19 protein-coding genes and 1 pseudogene are annotated in these 24,383 nt (G+C 40.4%); 6 read left to right on the top strand and 14 right to left on the bottom strand.

The genetic code is table 11. The features are described from left to right. Positions 1-60 precede the first annotated feature (60 nt). On the top strand, positions 61-927 hold the full coding sequence (locus H4J54_RS11825) for a PA4780 family RIO1-like protein kinase (protein WP_182191068.1): 867 nt from the start codon (positions 61-63) through the stop codon (positions 925-927). A gap of 177 nt (positions 928-1,104) precedes the next feature. Here the strand turns inward: H4J54_RS11825 and H4J54_RS11820 are convergent, their stop codons facing one another. Both H4J54_RS11820 and H4J54_RS11815 read right to left on the bottom strand, forming a co-directional pair. Continuing rightward, positions 1,105-2,091, bottom strand: a complete 987-nt coding sequence (locus H4J54_RS11820; protein ID WP_182191067.1) for a YeiH family protein — start codon at positions 2,089-2,091, stop codon at positions 1,105-1,107. A 582-nt stretch (positions 2,092-2,673) separates the two neighbouring features. Then, positions 2,674-3,123, bottom strand: a pseudogene (locus tag H4J54_RS11815) (DUF1456 family protein); the annotation flags it as partial. Positions 3,124-3,481: 358 nt separating this feature from the next. Here H4J54_RS11815 and mfd point away from each other — a divergent pair. The 3 genes from mfd to H4J54_RS11800 all read left to right on the top strand — a co-directional run bounded on the left by mfd (position 3,482) and on the right by H4J54_RS11800 (position 9,148). Further along, positions 3,482-6,991 (top strand): transcription-repair coupling factor, encoded by a 3,510-nt coding sequence (gene mfd, locus H4J54_RS11810; protein WP_182191065.1) that lies wholly within the window; start codon positions 3,482-3,484, stop codon positions 6,989-6,991. 142 nt (positions 6,992-7,133) lie between these two features. Continuing rightward, complete coding sequence (locus H4J54_RS11805; protein WP_182191064.1) at positions 7,134-8,804, top strand: CsiV family protein; 1,671 nt, start codon at positions 7,134-7,136, stop codon at positions 8,802-8,804. Between the two features lie 53 nt (positions 8,805-8,857). Further along, entirely contained in the window at positions 8,858-9,148 is a 291-nt protein-coding gene (locus H4J54_RS11800; protein WP_182191063.1) for a DUF1244 domain-containing protein, read from the top strand. Between the two features lie 239 nt (positions 9,149-9,387). On the opposite strand, the gene H4J54_RS11795 is transcribed toward H4J54_RS11800, so the two are convergent. From H4J54_RS11795 to recA, 5 genes are all read right to left on the bottom strand, one after another. Next, on the bottom strand, positions 9,388-9,660 hold the full coding sequence (locus H4J54_RS11795; RefSeq protein WP_182191062.1) for a hypothetical protein: 273 nt from the start codon (positions 9,658-9,660) through the stop codon (positions 9,388-9,390). A 377-nt stretch (positions 9,661-10,037) separates the two neighbouring features. Beyond that, positions 10,038-10,727, bottom strand: coding sequence for a pseudouridine synthase (locus tag H4J54_RS11790; RefSeq protein WP_182191111.1), 690 nt, complete (start codon positions 10,725-10,727; stop codon positions 10,038-10,040). 369 nt (positions 10,728-11,096) lie between these two features. Next, the gene (locus H4J54_RS11785) at positions 11,097-11,555 is read right to left on the bottom strand and encodes a GNAT family N-acetyltransferase (protein WP_182191061.1); all 459 of its coding nucleotides are present in this window, start codon (positions 11,553-11,555) and stop codon (positions 11,097-11,099) included. A 98-nt stretch (positions 11,556-11,653) separates the two neighbouring features. Continuing rightward, positions 11,654-12,754: an XdhC family protein gene (locus tag H4J54_RS11780; protein WP_182191060.1), complete on the bottom strand. Its 1,101-nt coding sequence runs from the start codon at positions 12,752-12,754 to the stop codon at positions 11,654-11,656. Positions 12,755-13,068: 314 nt separating this feature from the next. Next, entirely contained in the window at positions 13,069-14,139 is a 1,071-nt protein-coding gene (gene recA, locus H4J54_RS11775; RefSeq protein ID WP_182191059.1) for a recombinase RecA, read from the bottom strand. 354 nt (positions 14,140-14,493) lie between these two features. On the opposite strand from recA, the gene H4J54_RS11770 reads away from it, so the two are divergent. Together H4J54_RS11770 and H4J54_RS19480 are read left to right on the top strand one after the other, a co-directional pair. After that, on the top strand, positions 14,494-14,715 hold the full coding sequence (locus tag H4J54_RS11770) for a diguanylate cyclase domain-containing protein (protein ID WP_182191058.1): 222 nt from the start codon (positions 14,494-14,496) through the stop codon (positions 14,713-14,715). Between the two features lie 76 nt (positions 14,716-14,791). Continuing rightward, positions 14,792-14,926, top strand: a complete 135-nt coding sequence (locus H4J54_RS19480) for a hypothetical protein (RefSeq protein ID WP_259366989.1) — start codon at positions 14,792-14,794, stop codon at positions 14,924-14,926. Between the two features lie 463 nt (positions 14,927-15,389). Here H4J54_RS19480 and fdhA read toward each other — a convergent pair whose 3' ends face one another. The 7 genes from fdhA to glyA form a co-directional block, all read right to left on the bottom strand. Next, positions 15,390-16,586 (bottom strand): formaldehyde dehydrogenase, glutathione-independent, encoded by a 1,197-nt coding sequence (gene fdhA, locus H4J54_RS11765; RefSeq protein WP_182191057.1) that lies wholly within the window; start codon positions 16,584-16,586, stop codon positions 15,390-15,392. Between the two features lie 325 nt (positions 16,587-16,911). Then, complete coding sequence (gene purU / locus H4J54_RS11760; protein WP_182191056.1) at positions 16,912-17,790, bottom strand: formyltetrahydrofolate deformylase; 879 nt, start codon at positions 17,788-17,790, stop codon at positions 16,912-16,914. 79 nt (positions 17,791-17,869) lie between these two features. After that, positions 17,870-18,466 carry a sarcosine oxidase subunit gamma gene (locus H4J54_RS11755; RefSeq protein ID WP_182191055.1) on the bottom strand — a complete coding sequence of 199 codons (597 nt, stop codon included), beginning with the start codon at positions 18,464-18,466 and terminating at the stop codon, positions 17,870-17,872. Further along, complete coding sequence (locus tag H4J54_RS11750; protein ID WP_182191054.1) at positions 18,459-21,482, bottom strand: sarcosine oxidase subunit alpha; 3,024 nt, start codon at positions 21,480-21,482, stop codon at positions 18,459-18,461. Before H4J54_RS11750 ends, H4J54_RS11755 begins: the two co-directional genes overlap by 8 nt. Beyond that, positions 21,479-21,778: a sarcosine oxidase subunit delta gene (locus H4J54_RS11745; RefSeq protein ID WP_182191053.1), complete on the bottom strand. Its 300-nt coding sequence runs from the start codon at positions 21,776-21,778 to the stop codon at positions 21,479-21,481. Before H4J54_RS11745 ends, H4J54_RS11750 begins: the two co-directional genes overlap by 4 nt. 12 nt (positions 21,779-21,790) lie before the next feature. Then, positions 21,791-23,041, bottom strand: coding sequence for a sarcosine oxidase subunit beta family protein (locus tag H4J54_RS11740; protein ID WP_182191052.1), 1,251 nt, complete (start codon positions 23,039-23,041; stop codon positions 21,791-21,793). 74 nt (positions 23,042-23,115) lie between these two features. Continuing rightward, complete coding sequence (gene glyA / locus H4J54_RS11735; RefSeq protein WP_182191051.1) at positions 23,116-24,369, bottom strand: serine hydroxymethyltransferase; 1,254 nt, start codon at positions 24,367-24,369, stop codon at positions 23,116-23,118. Positions 24,370-24,383: the final 14 nt, after the last annotated feature.

The raw sequence follows: 24,383 nt of genomic DNA, 5'->3' as shown, positions 1-24,383 counted from the left end.
TAAATAAAAAGTTATACTTTTGCTCTGGCATCCAACGCCCAACTAAGGTATAACGGCGCTATGAAAGTACCTAAACGCATACAGCCACTTGTTAATGATGGCTTAATAGATGAAGTAATAAGCCAATTAATGAGTGGAAAAGAAGCCACCGTTTATATGGTTCGTTGCGGCGACGAAGTTCGCTGCGCTAAAGTTTACAAAGAAGCCATTAAGCGTAGCTTTAAAAAAGCAGCGCAATATCAAGAGGGGAGAAAAAGTCGAAATAGCCGTCGTGCCCGAGCGATGGAAAAAGGTTCAAAGTATGGTCGCGACCAACAAGAGTCTGCTTGGCAAAATGCTGAAGTTGATGCGCTTTACCAATTAGCAGAAGCTGGCGTTCGTGTACCGCAACCTTTTGGCTGTTTCGACGGTGTTTTATTAATGGAACTTGTCACCAATGATACTGGTGATGTGGCACCGCGCTTAAATGACGTGGTAATGTCAGCAGAACAAGCACAAGAAGATCACACGCTGGTTATGCATTATGTCCAGTTAATGCTCTGTGCCGGTATTATTCATGGCGATTTATCAGAATTTAATGTTTTAGTTGATGATTATGGCCCGGTCATTATTGATCTACCACAAGCGGTAGATGCATCAGCCAATAACAATGCCAAAGCTATGTTAATGCGTGATGTTACCAATATGACTAACTATTATGGTCAATTTAGCCCGGCGTTAAAACAAAGCAAATATGGCCAGGAAATGTGGGCACTGTTTGAAAGTGGTGAGCTAACACCAGAATTAGCACTGACTGGCTTATTTAAAGAAGACACAGCCAGTGCAGACGTTGATACGGTATTAGAAGAAATTAAAGCTGCCTTTGAAGAAGAAGAAGCCAGAATAGAACGTATTAGTGACGCTAATGCGGTCGATAGTGACTATTAACATTACGGATACATGGTCACTATTTTTTTGATTATGTTTTGATTAAGCCCAACTTGTTTGTTGGGCTTAATTAAATCAAATTAAATCAAATTAAATCAAATCAAACTAAATCAAACTAAATAAAGTAAAGCTGTGTCAGGTTAAGTTCTGTGAAATCGCCTTACTAGAGCAATACGGCTAATAAAAGAAAATGATACCCGCAATAATCAAACTCGCTAAAAATATCGTTTCACAGCCCATTAACATCACAGGTCGCCAACCAAGAGAAAACACTTGTTTTAATGAAGTTTTAACACCGATTGCCGCAATAGCAACCACTAGTAAATTACTCGATAGACTGCGAATAAAATCAATGAGCCAAACGGGCAAGACACCGACATTTTTTAAAAATGCCAGCACAAAAAACATAATCAAAAAGCCTGGAATAAAGGCACTAACACCCCCCGACATTTTGCTGTTTTTTTCTTTAAAAGCAAAAAAAACCATCATGACTATTGGCATTAACAACGCTACTCTGAGCAGCTTAATATAAGTGGCTACGTCGCCTGCTTCAGGCGATATGGTATAACCAGCACCAACCACTTGAGCCACATCATGAATGGCGCCACCAATAAAAACCCCGGCTAATTCATCTGAGAAACCTAAATAACGGGCAACAACAGGATAAAATATCATTGATAAAGTACTAAAGGTAGTAATACCTATCACGGTAAAAGCAAAGTACTTTTCTTGAGATTTATCGTTTGGCAGCACGGTTGAAATCGCGGCTGCCGCTGAGACACCACAAACCGCCACCGCACCACCAGACAATACCCCAAAAACTTTCGACAAGCCTAAAGCTCGCGCAAACAACACCCCAAAAACCATGGTCAACGCCATGCTCACCATCACAATTAAGGGCGGAGTAATACCGAGCGAGACAATATCAGCAAAAGCAATACGCACACCCAATAAACCCACACACAAACGTAATAACTCTCGTGAGCAAAAGTTAACACCCGCTTGAATATTGACCTTGCTGTAACATGAATGCAGACTCAAACCCATTAATAACGCACAGAGTATAATGGGTGCTTGATAACGCGTGGCAACTATTGCGGCAATTATTCCAATCAATACACATAAGGCAATACCTAATAATTTAGCTTGTAAATTTATCAGCATTTTTAGTTTAACCGTAAGATTTTGTTGCTAAAAAACAGGTTGTGAATTGTACCACTAGTGGTAGCACTTATATTGGTTTTTCTCATACTAAGCATTAAAAAGCCTGCAAGTGCAGGCTTAAAATATAACATATTATAGGGTTTGAAAATCAAACATAACAGCGACTAACTAAACCCGTTGTTATTATTACCTTTAGCCGCAGAGCCCGAAGGCGACATCAGCAGTGTAAAACCAACTAGGTATTACAATTAGGTATCCAATAATTTCTGGGTTTGGCTTACCGTTCGCCATAATATAACTTAATGATCATTTAACACGACTAAAAGCCTTAGGTTATTTATAACACAGCTATCAGCTTGTTAAGTGCGACTATTCACCCCAAATATCTTTCGCTTTAAGTTTTAGCACTTTACGTTCACCGGGTTTGCGTTCAACTTTTGTTTTATTCGGGTTAACATAAATTTTACTGGCCTTAGCATTAGCCGAATTATAATTTTTATCCGCTAACACCTCTTCTAACTTATCTTTAACCTCTTCAACTACCGGCTTTTTTACCTGTTCTTTCGCGCGACGTTGGACATGAAATTTCTTGTCAACGCCTTGTAAAAAGTTGCGTAATACCTGATCTTTACATTCACGATAATTTTTATGATCTGGCTTGCGAGAAAACGCACTTAGCTCTGGCTTATTTAAACGAAAGTTTGCTGATTCCAACATCTCGATAATATCTTCTGCTTTTAAATTAAAAGCAATTTTCAATTTAGTGAGAATAATATTATTGTTTAAACGCTTTTCAACCTTGGCTGGTTCACCTTCTTTTTTACCACGGCGCTCATTAATAAAGCCATTCAAAAATGCAGCAAACGTAGTATCAGGGCAATTGACATAAGCAGGGTCTTCTTCTTGCTTTAGCCAGTTACTTATTTGATCTCGGGTCACGGTTAAATCACCGGCAGCAAAAATAGCAATCACCTTTTGATCGTTAAAATTAAAGGTATATCTCAGGCGACGTAAAACATCGTTGTTAGTCACAAACTTCTCCAAAAATCCAACGCGTGTCGCTGGTTAGTTTTACTTTCAGGCTAAATAGGCTGGCATCAGCCTATGAGCGACTAGCAAAACTCTAGTGATTCAATTACGCGATATTATACACGCTTTAAATAAGCAGATCTTTACCTGCATGCGCTATTTATTAATTGAATAATGTAAAAGCATTAAGGTGTTAAATTTAGCGGTTAAAGATCAGGTAAAACTCATGTTAAGATACGGGTAATTTTAATGTAAACTACATTTACTGGTGCAAATACTAAAGCTTAAAAATACCAAGGTCACGGTTCAGTAAAATGCTTCACTAGGTATTCTTTTCAACGCAATTAAATTACGAGCAGTCATGAGCAAAAATGTTAATCTCTTCAATCCGGTATTAGCTAAAAGCCGGGGTAAAAGTGCCGATAAAAAAGTTTGGCAAAACCTACCTGGTAGTAGTGCCACTGTCGCTATTTTTCACGGCGCGTTATCAACGCAACAGCCCATATTACTACTTACTCATGATACGCCATCGGCATTGCGCCTAGAGCAAGAACTAACCAGCTTAAATCAACAAGCTCAATTACCTATTTGTTTATTTCCTGATTGGGAAACCTTGCCGTACGATACCTTTTCGCCACACCAAGATATTATTTCCCAGCGTTTAGCCACCTTATATCAATTATCGCGTATGGATAAAGGCATTGTTATTGTGCCCATTTCCACTTTAATGCAACGTTTAGCACCAAAACAATACATTGAAGCCAATAGTTTAATCATCCAAAAAGGCGATAAAAAAGATTTACATCAATTAAGACAAAGCTTAGAAGCCAGCGGATATCGCTGTGTTGATCAAGTAATGGAGCACGGTGAGTTTTCTGCTCGTGGTGCCATTCTTGATATCTTCCCTATGGGTAGTAAAACACCGTTCCGTTTAGACTTTTTTGATGATGAAATTGACGAAATTCGCTTATTTGATCCAGAAAACCAACGCTCTAGCGACAAAATAGATGGCATAAATTTATTGCCTGCGCATGAGTTTCCAACCGACACTGACGGCACCAACTTATTTCGCAGCCAATACCGCGAACAATTTACCAGCACCATTGACAAAGCATCGATTTACCACCAAGTAAGTAATGGCATTATGCCCGCGGGCATAGAATATTATTTGCCTTTGTTTTTTCAGCAAACCAATACCTTATGTGATTACCTTGCTGATAATACCTTAGTGATTATCAGTGGCGATATTGATAAAGCCTTAGCTCATTACTGGACCGATATTGACTATCGCTATGAAGACAGACGCTATGATCCCACTCGGCCACTATTGCCACCAAAGCATTTATTTCTCAATAGTGAAGAGCTCTATAGTGCCTTAAAACCTTTTGATCGCATCAATTTAAAACCCGAAGTCATCGAGGACGAATTAAAAGCATCACAAGTGCAGTTTGACGTACACACCTTGCCAGATCTGACCATAGATCATAAATTAAAGCAGCCATTTGAATTACTCAATAACTTTGTTAACAGCAAAGAAACACCAAGCAAACTCTTATTTGTTGCAGAAAGCCAAGGTCGACGTGAAAGTGTATTAGAGCTACTAGAGCGTAATCAAACAAAGCCAAGTATCTTTAACAGTATTGAAGACTTTGTTAACAGTGACGCGCTCATTGGTATTACGGTTAACGCTTTAAGTGCCGGCTTTATTTTTCAAGCCAAAGGCAGTGCGAAAAAAAATGCCATTGCCTTAATAACAGAAGCTGAATTACTTGGCGATCGTGTCCGTCAAACTCGCCGTCGTAATAAACAACAAGAAATTCAAAACGACGCGATATTTAAAAATTTAGCCGAACTAAGTATTGGCCAACCTGTGGTACATATTGATCACGGCATTGGTCGCTATATGGGCTTACAAACCATTGAAAATAGTGGTATTACCACAGAATTTTTAATGCTCAGTTACGCAAAAGAAGCCAAATTATATGTGCCCGTTGCCTCACTGCACTTAATTAGTCGCTACTCAGGCGCTGATGCTGACCATGCACCGTTACATAAATTGGGTAACGATTCCTGGAGTAAAGCCAAGCAAAAAGCGGCAGAAAAAGTACGTGACGTAGCCGTTGAACTGTTAGATATTTATGCCAAACGCGCCAGTAATCATGGTTATAGTTTTAAACGAAATAAAGATGATTATCGCGCTTTTGCAGACAGTTTTAGTTTTGAAGAAACCTTTGATCAAGCACAAGCCATCAATGCGGTCATTAGCGACATGTTATCGCCAAAAGCGATGGACAGATTAGTCTGTGGTGATGTCGGTTTTGGCAAAACCGAAGTGGCCATGCGCGCGGCATTTATTGCGGTGAATGACGGCAAACAAGTGGCGATATTAGTGCCAACTACCCTGCTTGCTCAACAACACCATGAAAGTTTTCGTGACCGTTTTGCCAATTGGCCTATTAACATTGAAGTTTTATCACGCTTTAAAACCGCTAAAGAACAAAACGCTATTGTCAAAGAGGTTGAATCTGGCCAAATAGATATTTTAATTGGTACCCATAAGCTTTTACAAAATAGCATAAAATATAAAGATCTAGGGCTTTTAGTGGTTGATGAAGAGCATAGGTTTGGTGTTAAACAAAAAGAAAAAATAAAACAGCTGCGGGCAAACGTAGATATTTTAACACTGACCGCAACCCCAATCCCACGCACCTTAAATATGGCCATGGGTGGCATGCGCGACTTATCAATAATAGCCACACCGCCAGCAAAACGATTAGCGGTAAAAACCTTTGTAAGAGAGCGCGATGACGCCTTAATTCGCGAGTCAATCCTGCGGGAAGTATTGCGTGGTGGTCAAGTCTACTTCTTACATAACAATGTCGACACCATAGATAAAACCGCTGCAGATATTCAAGTATTATTACCCGAAGCAAAAATTATTACCGCTCATGGACAAATGCGTGAGCGCGAACTTGAACGTGTGATGAACGACTTTTATCACCAACGTTATAATGTGCTAGTTTGTACCACCATTATTGAAACTGGCATCGATGTGCCCACAGCTAATACCATTATTATGGATCGAGCTGACCACTTAGGTTTAGCACAACTACACCAATTACGTGGCCGTGTTGGGCGCTCACATCATCAAGCTTATGCCTATTTATTAACCCCGCATGAAAAACGTATGACCAAAGATGCAAAAAAACGCCTTGAAGCCATCGCCTCGTTAGAAGACTTAGGTGCCGGCTTTACTTTGGCGACTCACGATTTAGAAATTCGTGGCGCCGGTGAGCTATTAGGCGAAGATCAAAGTGGTTCAATGAGCCAAGTGGGTTATACCTTATACATGGAAATGCTTGATGCCGCAGTTACCGCACTAAAAGAAGGTAAAGAATTGTCGCTTGACCAAGTGACAAAAACTCAAACTGAAGTAGATTTACGCGTAGCGGCACTATTACCCGATGACTATATTTTCGATGTAAGTTTACGCTTAAGTTTATATAAACGTATTGCCAGTTGTAAAAATAAACAAGCACTCGACGACGTGCAAGTTGAGCTGATAGACCGTTTTGGCTTATTACCACAAGCAGCAAAAAATTTAGTGCATATCGCCAAGCTGAAACTTAAAGCACAAAAAATGGGTATTACCCGCATTGATGCAGGCCCTGCTGGCGGTACATTTGAATTTAGCAGCGAAACTAAAGTAGACCCTATGTTTATCATCGGCTTAATTCAGCAACAACCGAAAATATATAAAATGGAAGGTGCTAATAAATTGAAATTTAAGCAAGTGACCGAAGATGCAAAATCTCGCTTTATTTTAATCGCTACCATGCTGAACGAATTGGCAAATCACCTGCGTGCTTAAACACCACAATGATCAATACGTAAAGCTAGTCTAGTTATCTTTTATATTTAACAGATAACGGATTGATAACTGATTGACAATATAAGTATTGATCAACCTTTGCTATTATCTCTGGGTAAAATAAACATTAACTGGATACTGAATGAAATTAACTCAACTATTTTTATGTTCTGCCGTCTTAACATTTCCACTAAGCTTAAATGCGACGACACAAGAAAATAATGACCGATGGTTTGATGTCGAAATTATTCTTTTTAGTCAATTAGCTGATAAAAGCCAGTTAAAAGAAAACTTTCCAGACAGCAGTGAATTACCAAAACATCGACGTGTGGAAGATTTACTCAGCCGCTATTTAAACCCTGATATTCGCACGTTAAAGCAACTATTACCCCAATGTGATTCACCACACTATGTCGGGGATTTAGCGAAAAAAAATGCCAAACTCCCTGCGCTTTTTAATGAAAAATCATTAGCGCAAATATCACAATTAGTGCCAGAGCTTTCGGTCTCGAACCAAGCTATAGGTATAGGGCAAGATAGCACCAATCTGCTTGATTCTAGCAACAATGTGACACAGCCTTCAGCAGATAATGACACGGCTAATCGACATATTTTTACCGACAATACCGGACTAAAAAATGCTGGGCTAAATAATACTGAGCTAAACCGTGAAATTACTCGTGCCGAACCAGTGAATAATCCCGCTATTAGTGACGCGACCATTAATAATGCGACTATCAATAATAGCAACACCGGCAACACTGACATCAATGCCATAGCCTTATCAACCACCTTGTCTGATAACGAGCGGGCAAAAACTCAACGTTTAGTACTAGCAGCCGAAAAAGAATTTCAAGGGCTTAAATTTCAATATCCAGCCAAGACTGAGCCAATATTATTATGCCGAATTGACCCAGCATACTTTGCTAACTATCAAGTCGAAAATCCTGACTTTGACTATCACGGTTTTTCTGTTGATAAAGTGCCATTATTGATTGATGGCCCAGAACATATCGACAACAATAAAACACATTTGCTTAGCAAAAACTCATTACAGCTTAATGATATTATTCAAGACTTAAGGTATAGCAAGAACTTTCGCCCTATGTTGCATATGGGCTGGCGACAAGTTGCTCGGCCTGAAAAAAAATCTGTGCCAGTGAAAGTGTATGCCGGTGATAATTTTTTTATCCCTTACCAAAAACAATTAACTCATTTCAACGACCAAAAAAACCACTTGCTTACAGATACTAGCAAGAAAAATCTGATTGAGTCTTTATCGGTGCAAAACCAAACTGAACAGCTACAACAAGCTAAAAAAGCGCGTCTCGAAGAAATTATAGCGCAAATAGCACAGGTAAACGAAAACACCGACGAACTATTAGCAGCACCTGACCAACAAGACTTATCGCTAAAACTTACTGATGAAATGCCCTTAACAGCAACAGTAAGTACGCCACCCATAGCGCCTATTCAACAGTGGTTTATTGAAGGTTTTTTCAATATTCATTTAAAGCATTATTTATTTATTACCGCTGATTTTAATATTTTAGATAAAAGCTTAGCAGAACTGGCCACAGCAAGATTAGCCCCAAGGCTACCAACTAATGCTAATGTAAATCTAAATAGCGCAGCAAATACGTCTAAACCCATACAGGCTAAAGCTATTCGTTTTCAACAAAACCGACGCGTTATTAGTGGCGAAGTGCATTATTTCGACCACCCCTACATGGGCATGATAGTGCAAATTAGACCTTATACAAAACCAGAGCCTGAGCCTAAACCAGAACCAGAGCCTATAGAAAGTCTTTAGAGACTGATTAATGACTTCATTATATTTTTACCAACAACACTTTCGAGGATACTATGGATAAAGAAATTGAAATTCAAGCGGCGGTATTTCGTCGTTTACTCGCACATTTAGATAATCGTAAAGACGTACAAAATATCGAATTAATGAACCTTGCCGGCTTTTGTCGTAACTGTTTTTCTAAATGGACAGTGGCTGAAGCTGAAAAATTGGGTGTTAAGGTCGATATTGATACAGCACGCGAGCAGGTTTATGGTATGCCTTATAATGAGTGGAAAGAGAAACATCAACTGCCGGCAACAGATGAACAGCTAGCGAAATTTAACCAGTTAAACGCAAAGAAATAAAGTCAGCTCAATTTTTCTAGACGATTAATACGCTACCGTACCACCTTATACAAGAATGAAATCCGTTGGGCTGTATCTTACAGTACTTAGTTATTGTCAGTGATATGTAAAAGTATCAGCATAAACAGACAATATGTCGCTAAGTAGAAGCACTACAGCCTGACCTTTAAGCGAATAAAAAAATCACCGCTAGATACTTAATACTTGGTTTAAGATTCAGGCTTAGGTTAAAGTAAAACTTAAACGATAACGTTCAATGCTGTAGCTCTGCGATCATTTCGGTCACGTGATTCCAACCAACGCCCTCGTTTAATTCGTTTTTGACGCCGATCGCGGCCAGAGCGGCGTTCATATTCAGATAGCTCTGGAGAAGTTATTTTAATTTTCAGCTGCTTAATCAATGCATTAGGCGTTTTTTTGCTCTGCTGCTGTTGTTTCTCACGGCTGTCTTTTTCCAAACGCTCTGTTTTGGCTGTAAAACTGGCCGGCAATAAACTTACAAAAACATCCATAACTATTCTCACTCCCTATTAATAGTAACTACAACCCTTGGTTAATTAATCGGCAGTTAGCGGCAAAAGTTTAATCTTTGTTAAGCAGCAATAGACCCTTGCTGAATTTTAAGTTTTAAGAGGAGTCGAGTGCAGCAAAGCTAAAGAAGTCACTGCTACTGAAAAGTTGTTTATAACACTTGCTATAAGAATTTTGTGAAAGTAGATGAGTAAAGGGCTGTAAGAGTAAGACGTTTGATTAGCTAGTCGCTAATTATTACGATTAGGATTACGATTAAAAAAGAAGCTACTATTATCTTTTTTCTTAATCGATAGGGTAAGAAAACATTTATGCAAATGACGAATAGCGATTATCTGCACTAACTAAAACTAAGCGTTTATAGAAAAGCACTGACTTCCTCTGTGGTTAAATAACGCCACTCACCTAAGGGTAAATTAGCCAATTGTACTGGGCCTATTTGCTCGCGATGCAAACCCAGCACCTGATTACCAACCGCTGCAAACATGCGTTTAACTTGATGATATTTACCTTCGGTTATGGTCAATAAGACTTCTTTCTCGGCAACTTGCTCTAACTTCGCAGGACGGGTTAAACCCTCTTCACCTTGCAACTGCACGCCGTGAGTGAACTTCTCTGCCGTAGTAGTCTTCAACGGGTCACGTAGCCACACACGATAAACTTTTTCGCACTGTTTCTTAGGTGAAATAATATTATGCGACCAGTGACCATCGTCAGTAATTAGCACTAGCCCTGTAGTGTCAGCGTCTAGGCGACCGGCAATGTGCATATCAAAGGCCTTATCAACAGCAATTAAATGTAATAACGAGGGATAAATTTCATCAACATTAGAGCAAATGGTGGCAAGGGGTTTATGCAAAATGATATAACGAAAACGACGCGCAGTGAGTGCTTCGTCTTCAATGCAAATGTAATCATCTTCATGCACCTGTCTGGCGGGGTCTTTAATGACCACATCATTGACCGTTACTGTGCTCATTTTAAGCAATTTTTTAGCTTCAGTGCGGGTAAGTTCAGTGCTTTTACAAATAAATTTGTCGAGACGCATAGTCAGTAATATCGCTAAAAGGTAATGAAATAAAGGCGCCGCTATTATCGCTATTTGAATGTTTTTAGCAAGGCTAGCGTGTACAGGCATTACAAAAATATTCATTAGCTTGATTGAATTGAATCGGATAGCATATAACAGAGTAGAAAGATGCCCAATAACTAGCCTTGGTTAAGTGAATGCACAAAACACCGAAATATTGAGCTACTCAACAATTAAATTAACTAAGTTCACCTAGCGCTATTTATACCAATCTCACTAATTATCTGATCATTTCTACTGGTTAAAATAACGCAGTAGTTGGCCATTTCCCCTGTGTATAAAGTAGACCACCTAATTAATGAAATTGGTATTATATGTCAAATACAGCTAATCGCTAATCATATATAAGCAATCTTTCAAGGTTATCTTTTCAGGGTAGCACGCAACAGTAAATCCACTTTTTTCATAAGTTTTAATTGCACTGATATTATTTTGCATAACAAATAATGAAGATGCATTGGTGTTTAAATCAGCTTTTCCTCTAACACTTAATTGCTGAATTAAATGCGCAGCAATGCCTTGGCCACGAAAGTTAGGGTTAATCACCAGCCTGCAAAGGTGGCACTTACCTAGTCTCAAATAATACTGCCCAAACCCTAACAACTCTGCTTGCGCAGAAAGTAAGGCAAATGTCGGCAAAGACTCGAAATTCAAATCACTCTTAAAAGAGTTAAAGTCGAATGGGAAGCTAAAATTAGGTCCTGACCAAATACTTAGTGCTGCTTCGGTCGAAAACCACGACATCAGTTCAGTTAATTTTTCATCCGATGGTTGAGATAAATACATATTTGCCTTATGCCATGCGACAGGGATATTGCCAAGCAGTAACCTAGCCTGAATAAATTAACCATTACGCCTTGATATAAAGCCGATATGAAATGAGCTTAGGTATTAATAAATTTACCTGACAAGGCTAAACCGCTGCGATGATGCAAGATACTGTGACATTGCGCTAAAATAGACAAGGCAATCGACTCGGGCAATTCACCACCAATATCAAGGCCAACAGGGCCATTAACATGACGCATTAACCAAGCTCTGTCTTCAATATTAGCGAGTGTTTCAACATTACCTCTTCGTTCAGTTGGGCCTAATAAACCAATATATTTTGCAATATTATTTTCATGCAGCAAACTTAACCAAGCAGCGTCCAAATTCAAATTGTGCGTCATCAACACGGCGGCATCAAGTTGGCGAAATTGTGCTATTTGAGAAAAGTCGTTGGGATGAATTCTAAAAATTTCTGAGGCCTGCTTAAAACTGCTGCTGCGGGCATAGCTAGAGCGATGATCAACAAGCGTTACCCGCCAGCCCATCTGCGCCGCCATTGACACTAAAGGAATAGCATCTGAGCCTCCACCAAAAATCCATAAATTAGTCGGTGCAGATATTTTGGTTATCGACACTTGATCTTGGCCAATGGTGATATTGCTGTGCGCTGTTGCCTGTTTTATCATTTGCCTTAGAGCATCTTGCTTAACGTTTTCTTGCCCCTGAGCTGTTGTTACTAATAACTGGCCAACATTATCAAACAAACTGATGTTATTTAACGCCTGCGGTGTTGATTCATCAGTTAAAAATATTTGTTGTAAATAGCTTGCTTGCCCCTCTTGCATGCGCTTAAAAAGCTTGGTAAATAAGACTTGATGTGCAGCTGTGACATATTGCAATAATACGCCTATTTTACCTTTGCAGCCTACGCCTAGCTCTGCTGCATAGCCATCTTCTTCTAGCATATCGTATACAACGTAATGGGCTTGCTTGCTATCAAATACTTTTTTCGCATGTAAAACAATATTGGCTTCTAAACAGCCGCCACTGACTAAACCAAGCGATTGTCCCAAGCTATTAACCAGCATGATAGCACCCGGCGAGCGATAACTTGAGCCCGCTTTATTTACTATAGTGGCAATTACCCAGTCAAGTTTTTCGCTATGATTTAAGTAATGTTCAATCAGGGAGTAATGAGAGTGATTATTAAGCAATGGTAAACCTTAAAGTTATTGGGAGCTGGTCACGGGTCTTTAATTTATTATAACAAGTTGGGTAAAGTTAAAAAACATCGAATTTGTATCTATTTACTCTGTGTATCGGTCAAAATCCTAGCTTTTAACATCGACTGACATGGAGGGTGAATATGCTATGCAGTCATATACTGAGATGAAACATGTCGTTAGAGCAATGCTGAAGCAACTAACAAGATGGCGAAGATTGGCAATGTTCTGATTATATAAAGTTTTTGATATTAAAAAAGCCACTTTACAGTGGCTTTTTCATTAAAAGTAAAACTCGCTAATAATTATTTAACGACTTCTTCAGTGGCTTTAGTTGTTTTGGCTGCTTTAACTGGTTTATCTGTTTCAGCCGCTTCAGGCAGTTTATTTTTCGATAATAGTGCTTCACGTAAACGTGTATCAATTTCTTTTGCTATTTTAGGATTATCTTTCAAGTACTTAGCTGCGTTTGCTTTACCTTGACCAATTTTGTCGCCTTTATAACTATACCAAGCGCCGGCTTTTTCAACCATTTCATTTTTAACGCCAAGGTCAACTAACTCACCTAAACTATTAATACCTTCACCATATAGAATTTGAAACTCAGCTTGCTTAAAAGGTGGTGCTATTTTATTTTTAACCACTTTAACACGTGTTTCATTACCAATAATTTCGTCACCATTTTTAACCGCGCCAATACGGCGTATATCTAAACGTATAGAAGCATAAAATTTTAAGGCGTTACCACCTGTTGTGGTTTCTGGAGAGCCAAACATTACACCAATTTTCATTCGAATTTGGTTGATAAAGATAATCATGGTATTTGATTTTTTCAAATTACCGGTTAATTTACGCATGGCTTGTGATAACATACGAGCTTGTAAGCCCATGTGTGAATCACCCATATCGCCTTCAATTTCAGCTTTTGGTGTTAACGCAGCCACCGAGTCGACAACAATAACGTCAATAGCACCTGAGCGAGTTAACATGTCACAAATTTCAAGCGCTTGCTCACCCGTATCCGGTTGAGAAACCAACAATTCGTTAATATCTACGCCCAATTTTGCCGCATAGACAGGGTCAAGTGCATGCTCAGCATCAACAAATGCACAAATTTTACCATTACGTTGTGCTTCAGCAATAACTTCAAGTGTCAGGGTTGTTTTACCACTTGACTCTGGACCATAAATTTCAACAACACGACCTAGAGGTAAGCCGCCAGCACCTAAAGCAATATCTAATCCTAATGAACCGGTAGAGATTGTTTCAACGTCCATGGTGTTATTGTCACCTAACTTCATGATAGAACCTTTACCAAATTGACGTTCGATTTGGCTTAAGGCAGCTGATAATGCTTTTTCTTTGTTATCGTCCATTTATTACTCCACGAGAGGTTTAGGTGCTTAATTTGTTTTGATGAAACAAAGTATACTGTATAGTCGTACAGTATCAAGGTTTTTATTAGATTATTTTATTTATATATAAAAACAAAATAACCTATAGATATTAACCGTTGAAAAATAAAGAGTTTATTAACAAAAGTAACTTTATAAATTTTTCATTTGAAAAGTTACTATTACAGTTATCAATCTTTACACAGTGGTTTTATATGATTAGTTTAACTGATGAATTTTATCAAAAATAGAAAAATTGATCACCTGTCTTACGCATAATCTATGCCCTTAATACTTTCATCAATTTTAGTTACGGCAGTTCAATGATGCAGTTCAATGATAATAATAACAAAAGAACTTTCCTCACACACTCCTATGAGTTTATTATTATTTGACCTTGATTACTTCAAACGTATTAATGATACTTGGGGCCATGAGATTGGTGATCGTCTGCTACAAAAAATATCAACCGAGCACAACTTACCCTGCGAAAAAACGATGGTGTCGGTCGCACTGGCGCTGAAGAGTTCATGGTGGTTTTACCTGATTCTACACTAGACAGTGCAGTAGAGATATTGCACAACGTTTATGTGACTGTATTGCAGCAATAAATATAAAACTTTGAAGATAATCGATGGTTACTATCAGCTTAGATGTTGCCCAACTCAGTGACATTGACACGACCGTGTCGTTGTTAACTCAGCGGGCAGATAATGCATGGTATCGAGCGAAAGACTCAGGACGAAATTGCGTTGAAGTTGAGAGATAAATGCCTAAGTAGCAATAACACTATTTTGTAGATAGGGCTTTCAAATAATTGCTCGACCTTGCTTTTATTATCTTTTTATTTGTCAATTTACGGATTAATTTTGGCGGTTTCCTCATTGTGATCCTTTTAGACATCAGCTGTTAGGTGACGAGCTGCGGTTAGGTTTTCTGGTTTGGCTGATATCTAAAAACTTTAATGGAGCAGTCCAAATTAAGATTAAATCCTATCTCGCTTTGTGTCCGAAACCGCTATATAAATTTATCAAGTAAATAAAAATTGACTGTAAACTTTATACCGCAACCGCCCGTGTAACGCTACCAAATAATGCTATGCCCTGTAAAATAGTCCTGAGTCAAGTGCATAGTCATCTAAATTAAAGCGTCCTTATTCATAGAGGCTGAATAATTACTCAAACGGCGCATTTAATACGCCGTTTGCTGTAATGAAGCTAGACTTTTCTATATTAAACCACCATTGAATGAGGGTCGATCACAAACTTTTGCGCGGCACCTTGATCAAAGGCACTGTAACCTTCAGGTGCACCATCGAGTGAAATTACTTGTACATTAACAGCTTTGGCAATTTGCACTTTATCCCATAAAATGGCTTGCATTAAATTGCGATGATATTTCATTACTGGACATTGCCCTGTGACAAAATAGTGCGATTTAGCCCAACCAAGGCCAAAGTTCATACTAAGTTGGCCTGTTTTAGCCGCTTCGGTAGATGCACCAGGATCGCCAGTGACATAAAGCCCTGGAATACCGATTCCACCACCCGCACGCGTTACCTCCATCATAGTATTAAGTACAATTGCAGGCTGTTCTTGATGATGGCTACAGCCATGGCTATGGGCTTCAAAACCAACACAATCTACTGCTGCATCAACTTCAGGAACACCTAATATTTGTTCGATCATGTCTGGCACCGTTGCATCTTGACGTAAATCAATGGTTTCACAACCAAAGCTTCGCGCTTGAGCTAGACGATCTGGGTTCATGTCGCCTACAATTACACAAGCGGCACCGAGCAATTGCGACGACGCGGCAGCGGCAAGGCCTACAGGACCCGCACCAGCAATATAAACAGTGGCACCAGGGACAACACCAGCGCTTACAGCACCATGATACCCTGTTGGAAAAATATCAGAGAGCATGGTCAAATCACGAATTTTTTCTAATGCCTGATCTTTATCAGGAAATTTTAACAGATTGAAATCGGCATAAGGTACCATGACGTATTCAGATTGACCGCCAACCCAGCCCCCCATATCAACGTAACCAAAGGCGGCACCAGCACGACCAGGGTTAACGTTTAAACAAATACCCGTGTTACCTTCTCGGCAGTTTCTACAACGACCACAAGCAATATTAAAGGGCACGGAGACAATGTCACCAATGTCTAAAAACTCAACATCACTACCTTTTTCTATAATCATACCCGTAATTTCATGACCTAAAACAAGGCCAGGTTCAGCTGTAGTACGACCGCGTACCATATGTTGGTCACTGCCACAGATATTGGTGGTAACCACTTTTAAAATAACCCCGTGCTCACATTTGCGGTTGCCAATGGCAAGCTTAGGGTAGGCAATATTTTGAATTTCAACACTTCCAGGGCCGGTATAAACAACGCCGCGGTTTCCATGACTTGAACACATATCAAACTCTCTTGTTGGTTAAATGACACTAACAACATATTTTTAATCATTTGTTTTTGTCATTATTTAAGGATAAAAGCCAATTTACTTATCGTTAGTAAAGTAGTGATTGGCTAAGGTTAAAAAACATAAGTCAGAGTAACGTTTTACCGCTAATATCAGCATATCTGAAAAAGACATCGGCATGCCTAAAACAGACGAAATCAACTTTAATATCAGGAGTGTTGAAGCAGAAAACTAACGACAAGGTTTAATGAAATTAATTAAAACTATGTCGTTAGTTATGGGGAAGAAGTTATTATATTAACGGCTTTTTCTTGTCCGGTTATTTAGAAAACACCACGGTTTTTTTACCGTGCAAAAAAATTCGATGCTCGATATGACAACGAACCGCACGCGATAACGTTAAACATTCTATATCACGCCCTTTAGCCGCTAAGTCTTTTGGGTAGTAACCATGATCGACTGTCTCAACACCTTGGCTGATAATAGGCCCTTCATCGAGTTCATCACTGACATAGTGCGCGGTAGCGCCAACTAGCTTAATGCCACGATCATAAGCTTGATAATAAGGTCTGGCGCCCTTAAAACCGGGTAACAATGAATGATGAATATTAATGGCTTTACCTGACAGCTTTTTACACATGTCATTCGATAATACCTGCATATAACGCGCTAATATCACCAAGTCGGCTTCACATTCTTGAATGATCTGCCAAACTTTCGCTTCTTGTTCGGTTTTGGTTTCCTTACTGATAGGTAGATGGAAATAAGGGATACCATGCCATTTCGCTAGCTCTTCTAAATCTGGATGGTTAGAGATAATTGCTGGAATTTCAATAGCTAGATCCCCCGTACGATAACGGTATAATAAATCATTAAGACAATGATCGTGTTTTGACACCATGATCACTACTTTAGATTTATAAGGACTCGAGGCCAATTGCCATTGCATTTCAAATTCACTGGCGCGTCGCTCAAATTCTTGCCTAAACTCTTCTGCGCTAAAGTCTGTTGCCGTATCGGCTCTAAATTCTATGCGGATGAAAAAACGATTGACTGCCGTATCATCAAACGAATGAATTTCATTAATATAAAAACCTTTTTCACATAAAAAACGGGTAACCACATCAACCGTACCCGGTCGACTAGGACAATCTGCTGTAATAATATGAGTTTGCGATACTGGATTGATATCGGACATTTTCGATCCTATTTTTAATGGTTAAAAACCGCTTAGTTATATTTATTTAAACTTGAGCGGCTTTATTTTTGTCGGTTATTTAAACAATAGTTAGGCCATATTCTTGGCTACCTTGTTGGATCCATAACCAGACATAGTCAGAAAAACTTCGGCGCACAACCAGTTGAAACTTGTCTTCGCTAACACGCAATATATGCGCACCAGCTTTAGCAAAAGTGGTACCAACCACTTTGCCAACAGGAAAGCTCTCAAGGTGGAAATCGTAACCGGTAGACTTTTTCATTAAGTCGATAACATTTTCACCGCTCAGTTCAATGAGGGTTTGTGCGCCACTAATATCACTCACGGCAAAATGCCCCTTTAGATAAGCGCGAAGTTTTTGCTCCACATCGTATTCACTGCCGGAAGCCACAATAACTAACCACTCATCAGGCGCTAACCACATTATCTGTGCAAGTTCACTCTTGGCACTGCTACAAGGCATTATTGGCAGCGCTACCCCTAAGGCTTCTTGCACACCAGCCAAAAATTCAGTATCTTGCGCATTGCCACGTAAATTAAGGTGACCCAATAAGGCCGCTTCATGCAAAATAATACCGCCTGAGTTCGACTGGCCAATTAATTGCTCAAGCTGAGCATGATGCAGCGGTGATTCTACTTTGATTGCATTAGACATTTTGACGGTCTCCCTTTGGATCATAAAATACTGGACTGCAAATTTCAGCTTCAACGGTACTGCCATCACTTAATGGCAAGAATACACTTTCACCTTTGCGGTTAATACCGCCTTTAACTACTGCTAAAGCAAAAGAATACCCCATACAAGCACTGTAATAACTTGAGGTGACATGGCCAACCATGGTCATTGGAATGCTTTGATTTTTATCCAAGACAATTTGTGCGCCTTCTGGTAAGACAAAATTTGGATCTTTGGGTTTCAAGCCAACCATTTGTTTGCGATCGTCTCTTTTATTATCAAATCGGGTCCAAGAACGTTTACCAATAAAGCTAAACTCTTTCTTCTTGCCTACTACCCAGTCCATGTCTAAATCTTGTGGGCTAACCGAGCCATCGGTGTCTTGCCCAACAATAATAAAACCTTTTTCTGCGCGTAAAATATGCATGGTTTCGGTGCCGTACGGGGTAATATTAAATTCTTCACCCGCTGCCATCACGGCTTTCCACGCATGCATACCGTAGTTAGCTTGCACGTTAATTTCAAACGACAGCTCACCGGTAAAAGAGATGCGAAAAATGCGTGCTTTAATCCCTGCTACGGTCGCTTCGCGCCAATCCATATACTTGAAACTGTCATTACTGACATCAATGTCACAAATTTTTTCTAACACTTTACGTGAATTAGGCCCTGAGATGGTCATCGTTGACCAATGATCCGTTACCGTTGAGAAATACACTTCAAGCTCTGGCCACTCGGTTTGATGCCACAGCTCTAACCATTGCAATACACCTGCAGCGCCGCCTGTGGTGGTGGTCATGATAAAACGATTATCGTCAAGACACACGGTAACGCCATCATCAAAGACCATACCGTCTTCTTTACACATAACCCCATAGCGACATTTTCCAATCGCCAATTTTTTCCATGGATTGGTATAGACACGCTCCAAAAATTCTCGAGCGTCTTTTCCTTGGATGTCAATTTTACCTAAGGTTGAAGCATCTAAAATACCGACACTGTTACGTGTTGCCAAACACTCACGTTCAAGTGATTGTTGCATGGTTTCACCTGGTTGAGGGAAGTACCATGGGCGTTTCCATTGACCAACATCTTCAAACTCGGCGCCATGATCTAAATGCCATTTATGCATAGCGCTAAAACGTGCGGGATCAAACAAGTGCTTAACATCGGCGCCAGCTAATGCACCAAACGTTGTTGGAGTATACATAGGACGAAAGATAGTCGTCCCCGTTTCTGGGATGGATTTTCCTAACGATTTAGCCGTGATGGCCATGCCGTTGATATTGCCTAACTTGCCTTGATCTGTACCAAAACCTAACGCTGTGTAGCGTTTAACATGCTCAATAGATTCAAAACCTTCACGGTTAGCCAGTTCAATGCCGGCGGCAGTTACATCATTTTGATAATCAACAAACTGCTTTGGTGCGCGACTGGTCTTTTTACTGTGCGGTATGTGAAATAATGCCATTGAGGCATCTTCTTGTGGATCATTTATTTTCGGTAATTCACCGGTATAAATTCCTTCACCTCTACCTGCTGCTTGAGACGCTATAGCACCGGTAGTGAAACCGTCACTGATCACTTTCGATAAGGCATAAACACCTTCCAATCCACCACAAACATGTTGCTTTTGTACCGTTTTACCGGGTACAAAGCCTGCAATGTCATCATTCCAAACCGGGCGAGAGCCCGTATGCGATGACAAATGAATAACAGGACTCCATCCGCCAGAGCTGGCAACTGTATCACACACAAAATATTTTGCTGCGCCTGTAACACTATGATTAGCAGCATCTATTGGCGCAACATCCACACCTTTAACTCGTTTGTTACCTTTGACTTCGATAACCGCATGATCAAAGATGATTTCTATACCTAGTTTTCTGACTTTATCAACCAGCTCACCATTTGACGTACTTCGAGTGTCAACAACGGCCACAACTTTACGACCTGCATGATGCCAATCAATAGCCGTTTTGTATGCATTATCATTCGTCGTCATTAGCACCAATTTGTTACCGGGTACAACATCATAACGATTAATATAGGTAGAAATCGCATTCGCTAGCATACAACCTGGAACGTCATTATTAGCATAAACCAAAGGACGCTCATGAGCACCCGTGGCTAAAATGACCTGTTTTGCTCGTACTTTGTGCAATCGTTGGCGCGTACTTTGTAACTGATGCTCACCTAAATGGTCCGTACGGCGTTCATTAATACCCACAAGATTATGATCGAAATAGCCGAAAACTGTACTGCGTGGTAATAAGTATACGTTGTCCATGTTAGCAAGCTGGGCGACAGTTTTTTCAACCCATTTGCTTGGAATTTGACCATCTATTTGCTGTGTGCTGCATAATAAACTACCACCAAATTCATTTTGTTCATCACTAATGATAACCCGTGCGCCTGATTGTGCCGCAGACAATGCTGCCGCTAACCCTGCAGGGCCACCGCCAACGACCATCACATCACAATGATTGTGCATTTTGTCATAACTATCTGGATCGCCTGTTTGTGGACTAGCTCCTAAACCTGCACCTTTGCGGATCAAGTGTTCATAAGACATCCATAACGACTGTGGAAACATAAAGGTTTTATAATAAAATCCAGGCGGCATCATTGAACCACCTAGTTTGCCAACTGTTGACATTAGATCGAAATCAACATTAGGCCAACCGTTCGTTGAGCTCGCCGTCAACCCTTGATACAGGTCGGTTTGGGTCGCGCGTGGGTTCGGAATTGTCGTGGCTTGGGTCGAGCCAATTTGAAAAATGGCATTGGGCTCTTGTGAGTCACTGGTAATAATACCGCGAGGCCGTGAGTATTTAAAACTACGCCCGACGACATCAACGCCGTTGGCTAGTAAGGCTGACGCGACGGTATCACCTTCAAACCCCTCATACTCTTTACCGTTAAAGCTAAACGTTAAAGTTCGGTTACGATTAATGCGTTTGCTACTTTGAGCGATTCGATTAACTTGGCTCATGATTGGCCCTCTTTACTAGCGGTAACACTGGGCTCTTGACCCATTTTGTATGTTTCCATGATTTCATAGGTCACCGTATTTCTAGTCGCGTTAAAATATTTACGACAACCATGGCTATGCAGCCACATTTCATGATGTAAACCACGCGGATTTTTACGGAAAAATAAATAATGCGCCCATTGCTCATCACTTAGTTCTTCTGGGTTTAGCGGGCGCTCGATGTGTGCTTGTCCTGCTGGACTAAACTCTTCTTCTTCACGCATCTCTTCACAATAAGGACAGTGGATAAGTAACATAATAAATTCCTCTTAGTGGGCAACGCCGGCTGCGCCATGTTCGTCAATTAATTCACCCGATGAAAAACGATCAATGCTAAATGGTTTCGCTAACGGGTGCGCCTCATCATGGGCAATAGTATGGGCAAACACATGACCTGCCCCCGGTGTTGCCTTAAAACCACCCGTACCCCAACCACAGTTAAAATAAAGCCCCTTAATGTGCGTTTTAGAAATAATAGGACAGGCGTCAGGGCAAGTATCAACAACACCACCCCAAGCTCTATTGAGTCGCACACGACTGAAGATTGGAAACATTTCGATAATGGCTGCAATGGTATGTTCAACAACATTGAAAGAACCACGCTGGCCATAACCGTTATAACCATCGATACCGGCACCAATGACCAAGTCACCTTTATCGGATTGACTCATATAACCGTGTACATGGTTTGACATAACCACGGTATTTAAAACGGGTTTTAATGGCTCTGAAACCATTGCTTGTAAAGGATGTGATTCAAGCGGTAATTCCATGCCGACCATCTTGGCGATCACACTAGAGTTGCCGGCAGCGACACAAGCAACCTTATTCGCGGAAATAAAACCACGATTGGTTTCAACACCTTCCACTGCCCCATCTTTACGACGAATACCAGTTACTTCTGTTTGTTGTAATAAATCAACACCTAATGCATCTGCTGCACGGGCAAAACCCCAGGCAACGGCGTCGTGACGAGCCGTACCTCCACGCGCTTGCCATGAAGCGCCCATTACCGGATAACGTGCATTTTTAGAACAGTTTAAAATAGGGACCATTTCTTGTACTTGTGCGTTGCTAAGTACTTCCCCGTCAATGCCGTTAAGACGATTGGCATTAACGCGACGTTCGATGTCACGCATGTCTTGTAAACTATGTCCTAGATTTAATACACCACGTTGACTAAACATCAGGTTATAATTCAGCTCTTGTGCTAAACCTTCCCATAGTTTTAATGAGTGATCATATAAGTGTGATGCTTCGTCCCATAAATAGTTTGAACGTACAATGGTGGTATTACGCGCGGTATTACCGCCACCCAAATAACCTTTTTCAACCACAGCAATGTTAGTGATACCATGTTCTTTAGCTAAATAATAAGCGGTTGCCAGACCGTGCGCACCTCCTCCTATGATGACAACATCATAGTGTTTTTTAGGGGTAGGATTACTCCAAACCCGCTGCCAATTCTCGTGGTAACTAAACGAGTGTTTTAATAAACCAAATCCTGAATATTGTTGCATGGTATTACCTTTTTCTAAATTGTATTATTGGCCAAATAGGAAGACCTAAGCAGCTTAAGCCTTGGGCATATCCATTATCGATACACTGGATTTTTTTCACACAACTCCAACACTTTATTTCGTACATCATCAATAACCTGTTCGTTGTTGATGTCATCTAAAACATCACAAATCCAACCGGTGAGTTGTGCCGCTTCATTAATACCAAAGCCACGACTAGTGATTGCTGGTGTGCCGATACGCAGGCCACTAGTAACAAACGGTGATTGTGGATCATTGGGTACTGAGTTCTTGTTAACCGTGATATTGGCACGTCCTAGTGCAGCATCAGCGTCTTTACCCGTAATACCTTTGTCTATTAAATCTAATAAAAACAAATGATTATCAGTGCCTCCAGAGACAACATTATGTCCACGTTGCTGGAATACTTTTGCCATTTCACGCGCATTGTCGATGACTTGTTGCTGATACTCGACATAACCATCAGAGAGTGCTTCTTTAAAACAAATAGCTTTGGCTGCGATAACGTGCATCAAGGGTCCACCTTGACCCGCAGGGAATACCGCTGAGTTAAGTTTTTTGGCAAGCTCATCATTTTGTTTCGCCAAAATTAATCCGCCACGAGGGCCTCGCAATGTTTTGTGAGTTGTGGTGGTAACCACATCGGCAATGGGTACTGGGTTAGGGTATAGCCCTGCAGCCACCAAACCTGCTACATGAGCCATATCAACAAATAACCAAGCGCCAATGCCGTCGGCAATATCACGAAAACGCTGCCAATCAACCACACGTGAATAAGCAGAGAAGCCAGCAATGATCATTTTGGGTTGATGTTCTTTGGCAAGGCGTTCGACTTCCTCGTAGTCAATTTCACCCGTTGTTTCATTTAAGCCATACTGAACTGCGTTATAAATTTTACCGGAAAAACTTACTTTAGAGCCGTGAGTTAAATGACCACCGTGGGCTAAGCTCATACCAAGCACAGTTTCACCCGGTTTTAGCAATGCCATAAATACAGCAGCATTGGCTTGTGAACCAGAATGTGGTTGTACATTGGCGTAATCGGCACCGAATAATTTTTTAGCACGATCAATAGCTAATTGTTCTATAACATCTACGTGTTCACAGCCGCCGTAATAACGTTTACCTGGATAACCTTCGGCATATTTGTTGGTAAGTTGTGTTCCTTGAGCTTGCATTACTCTAGCACTGGTATAGTTTTCTGAGGCGATCAGTTCAACGTGATCTTCTTGACGTCTATCTTCTTGCTGAATTGCCTGCCAAATCTTGTCGTCGAAGCCTGCTATTTGATCATTTTTATAAAACACTTTACGTTCTCCGC

The organism is Colwellia sp. MB3u-8 (assembly GCF_014076985.1).
Lineage (GTDB): Bacteria > Pseudomonadota > Gammaproteobacteria > Enterobacterales > Alteromonadaceae > Cognaticolwellia.
The sequence above is the reverse complement of the archived record's forward strand: the minus strand, read 5'-3'. Positions and strand labels throughout refer to the sequence as shown.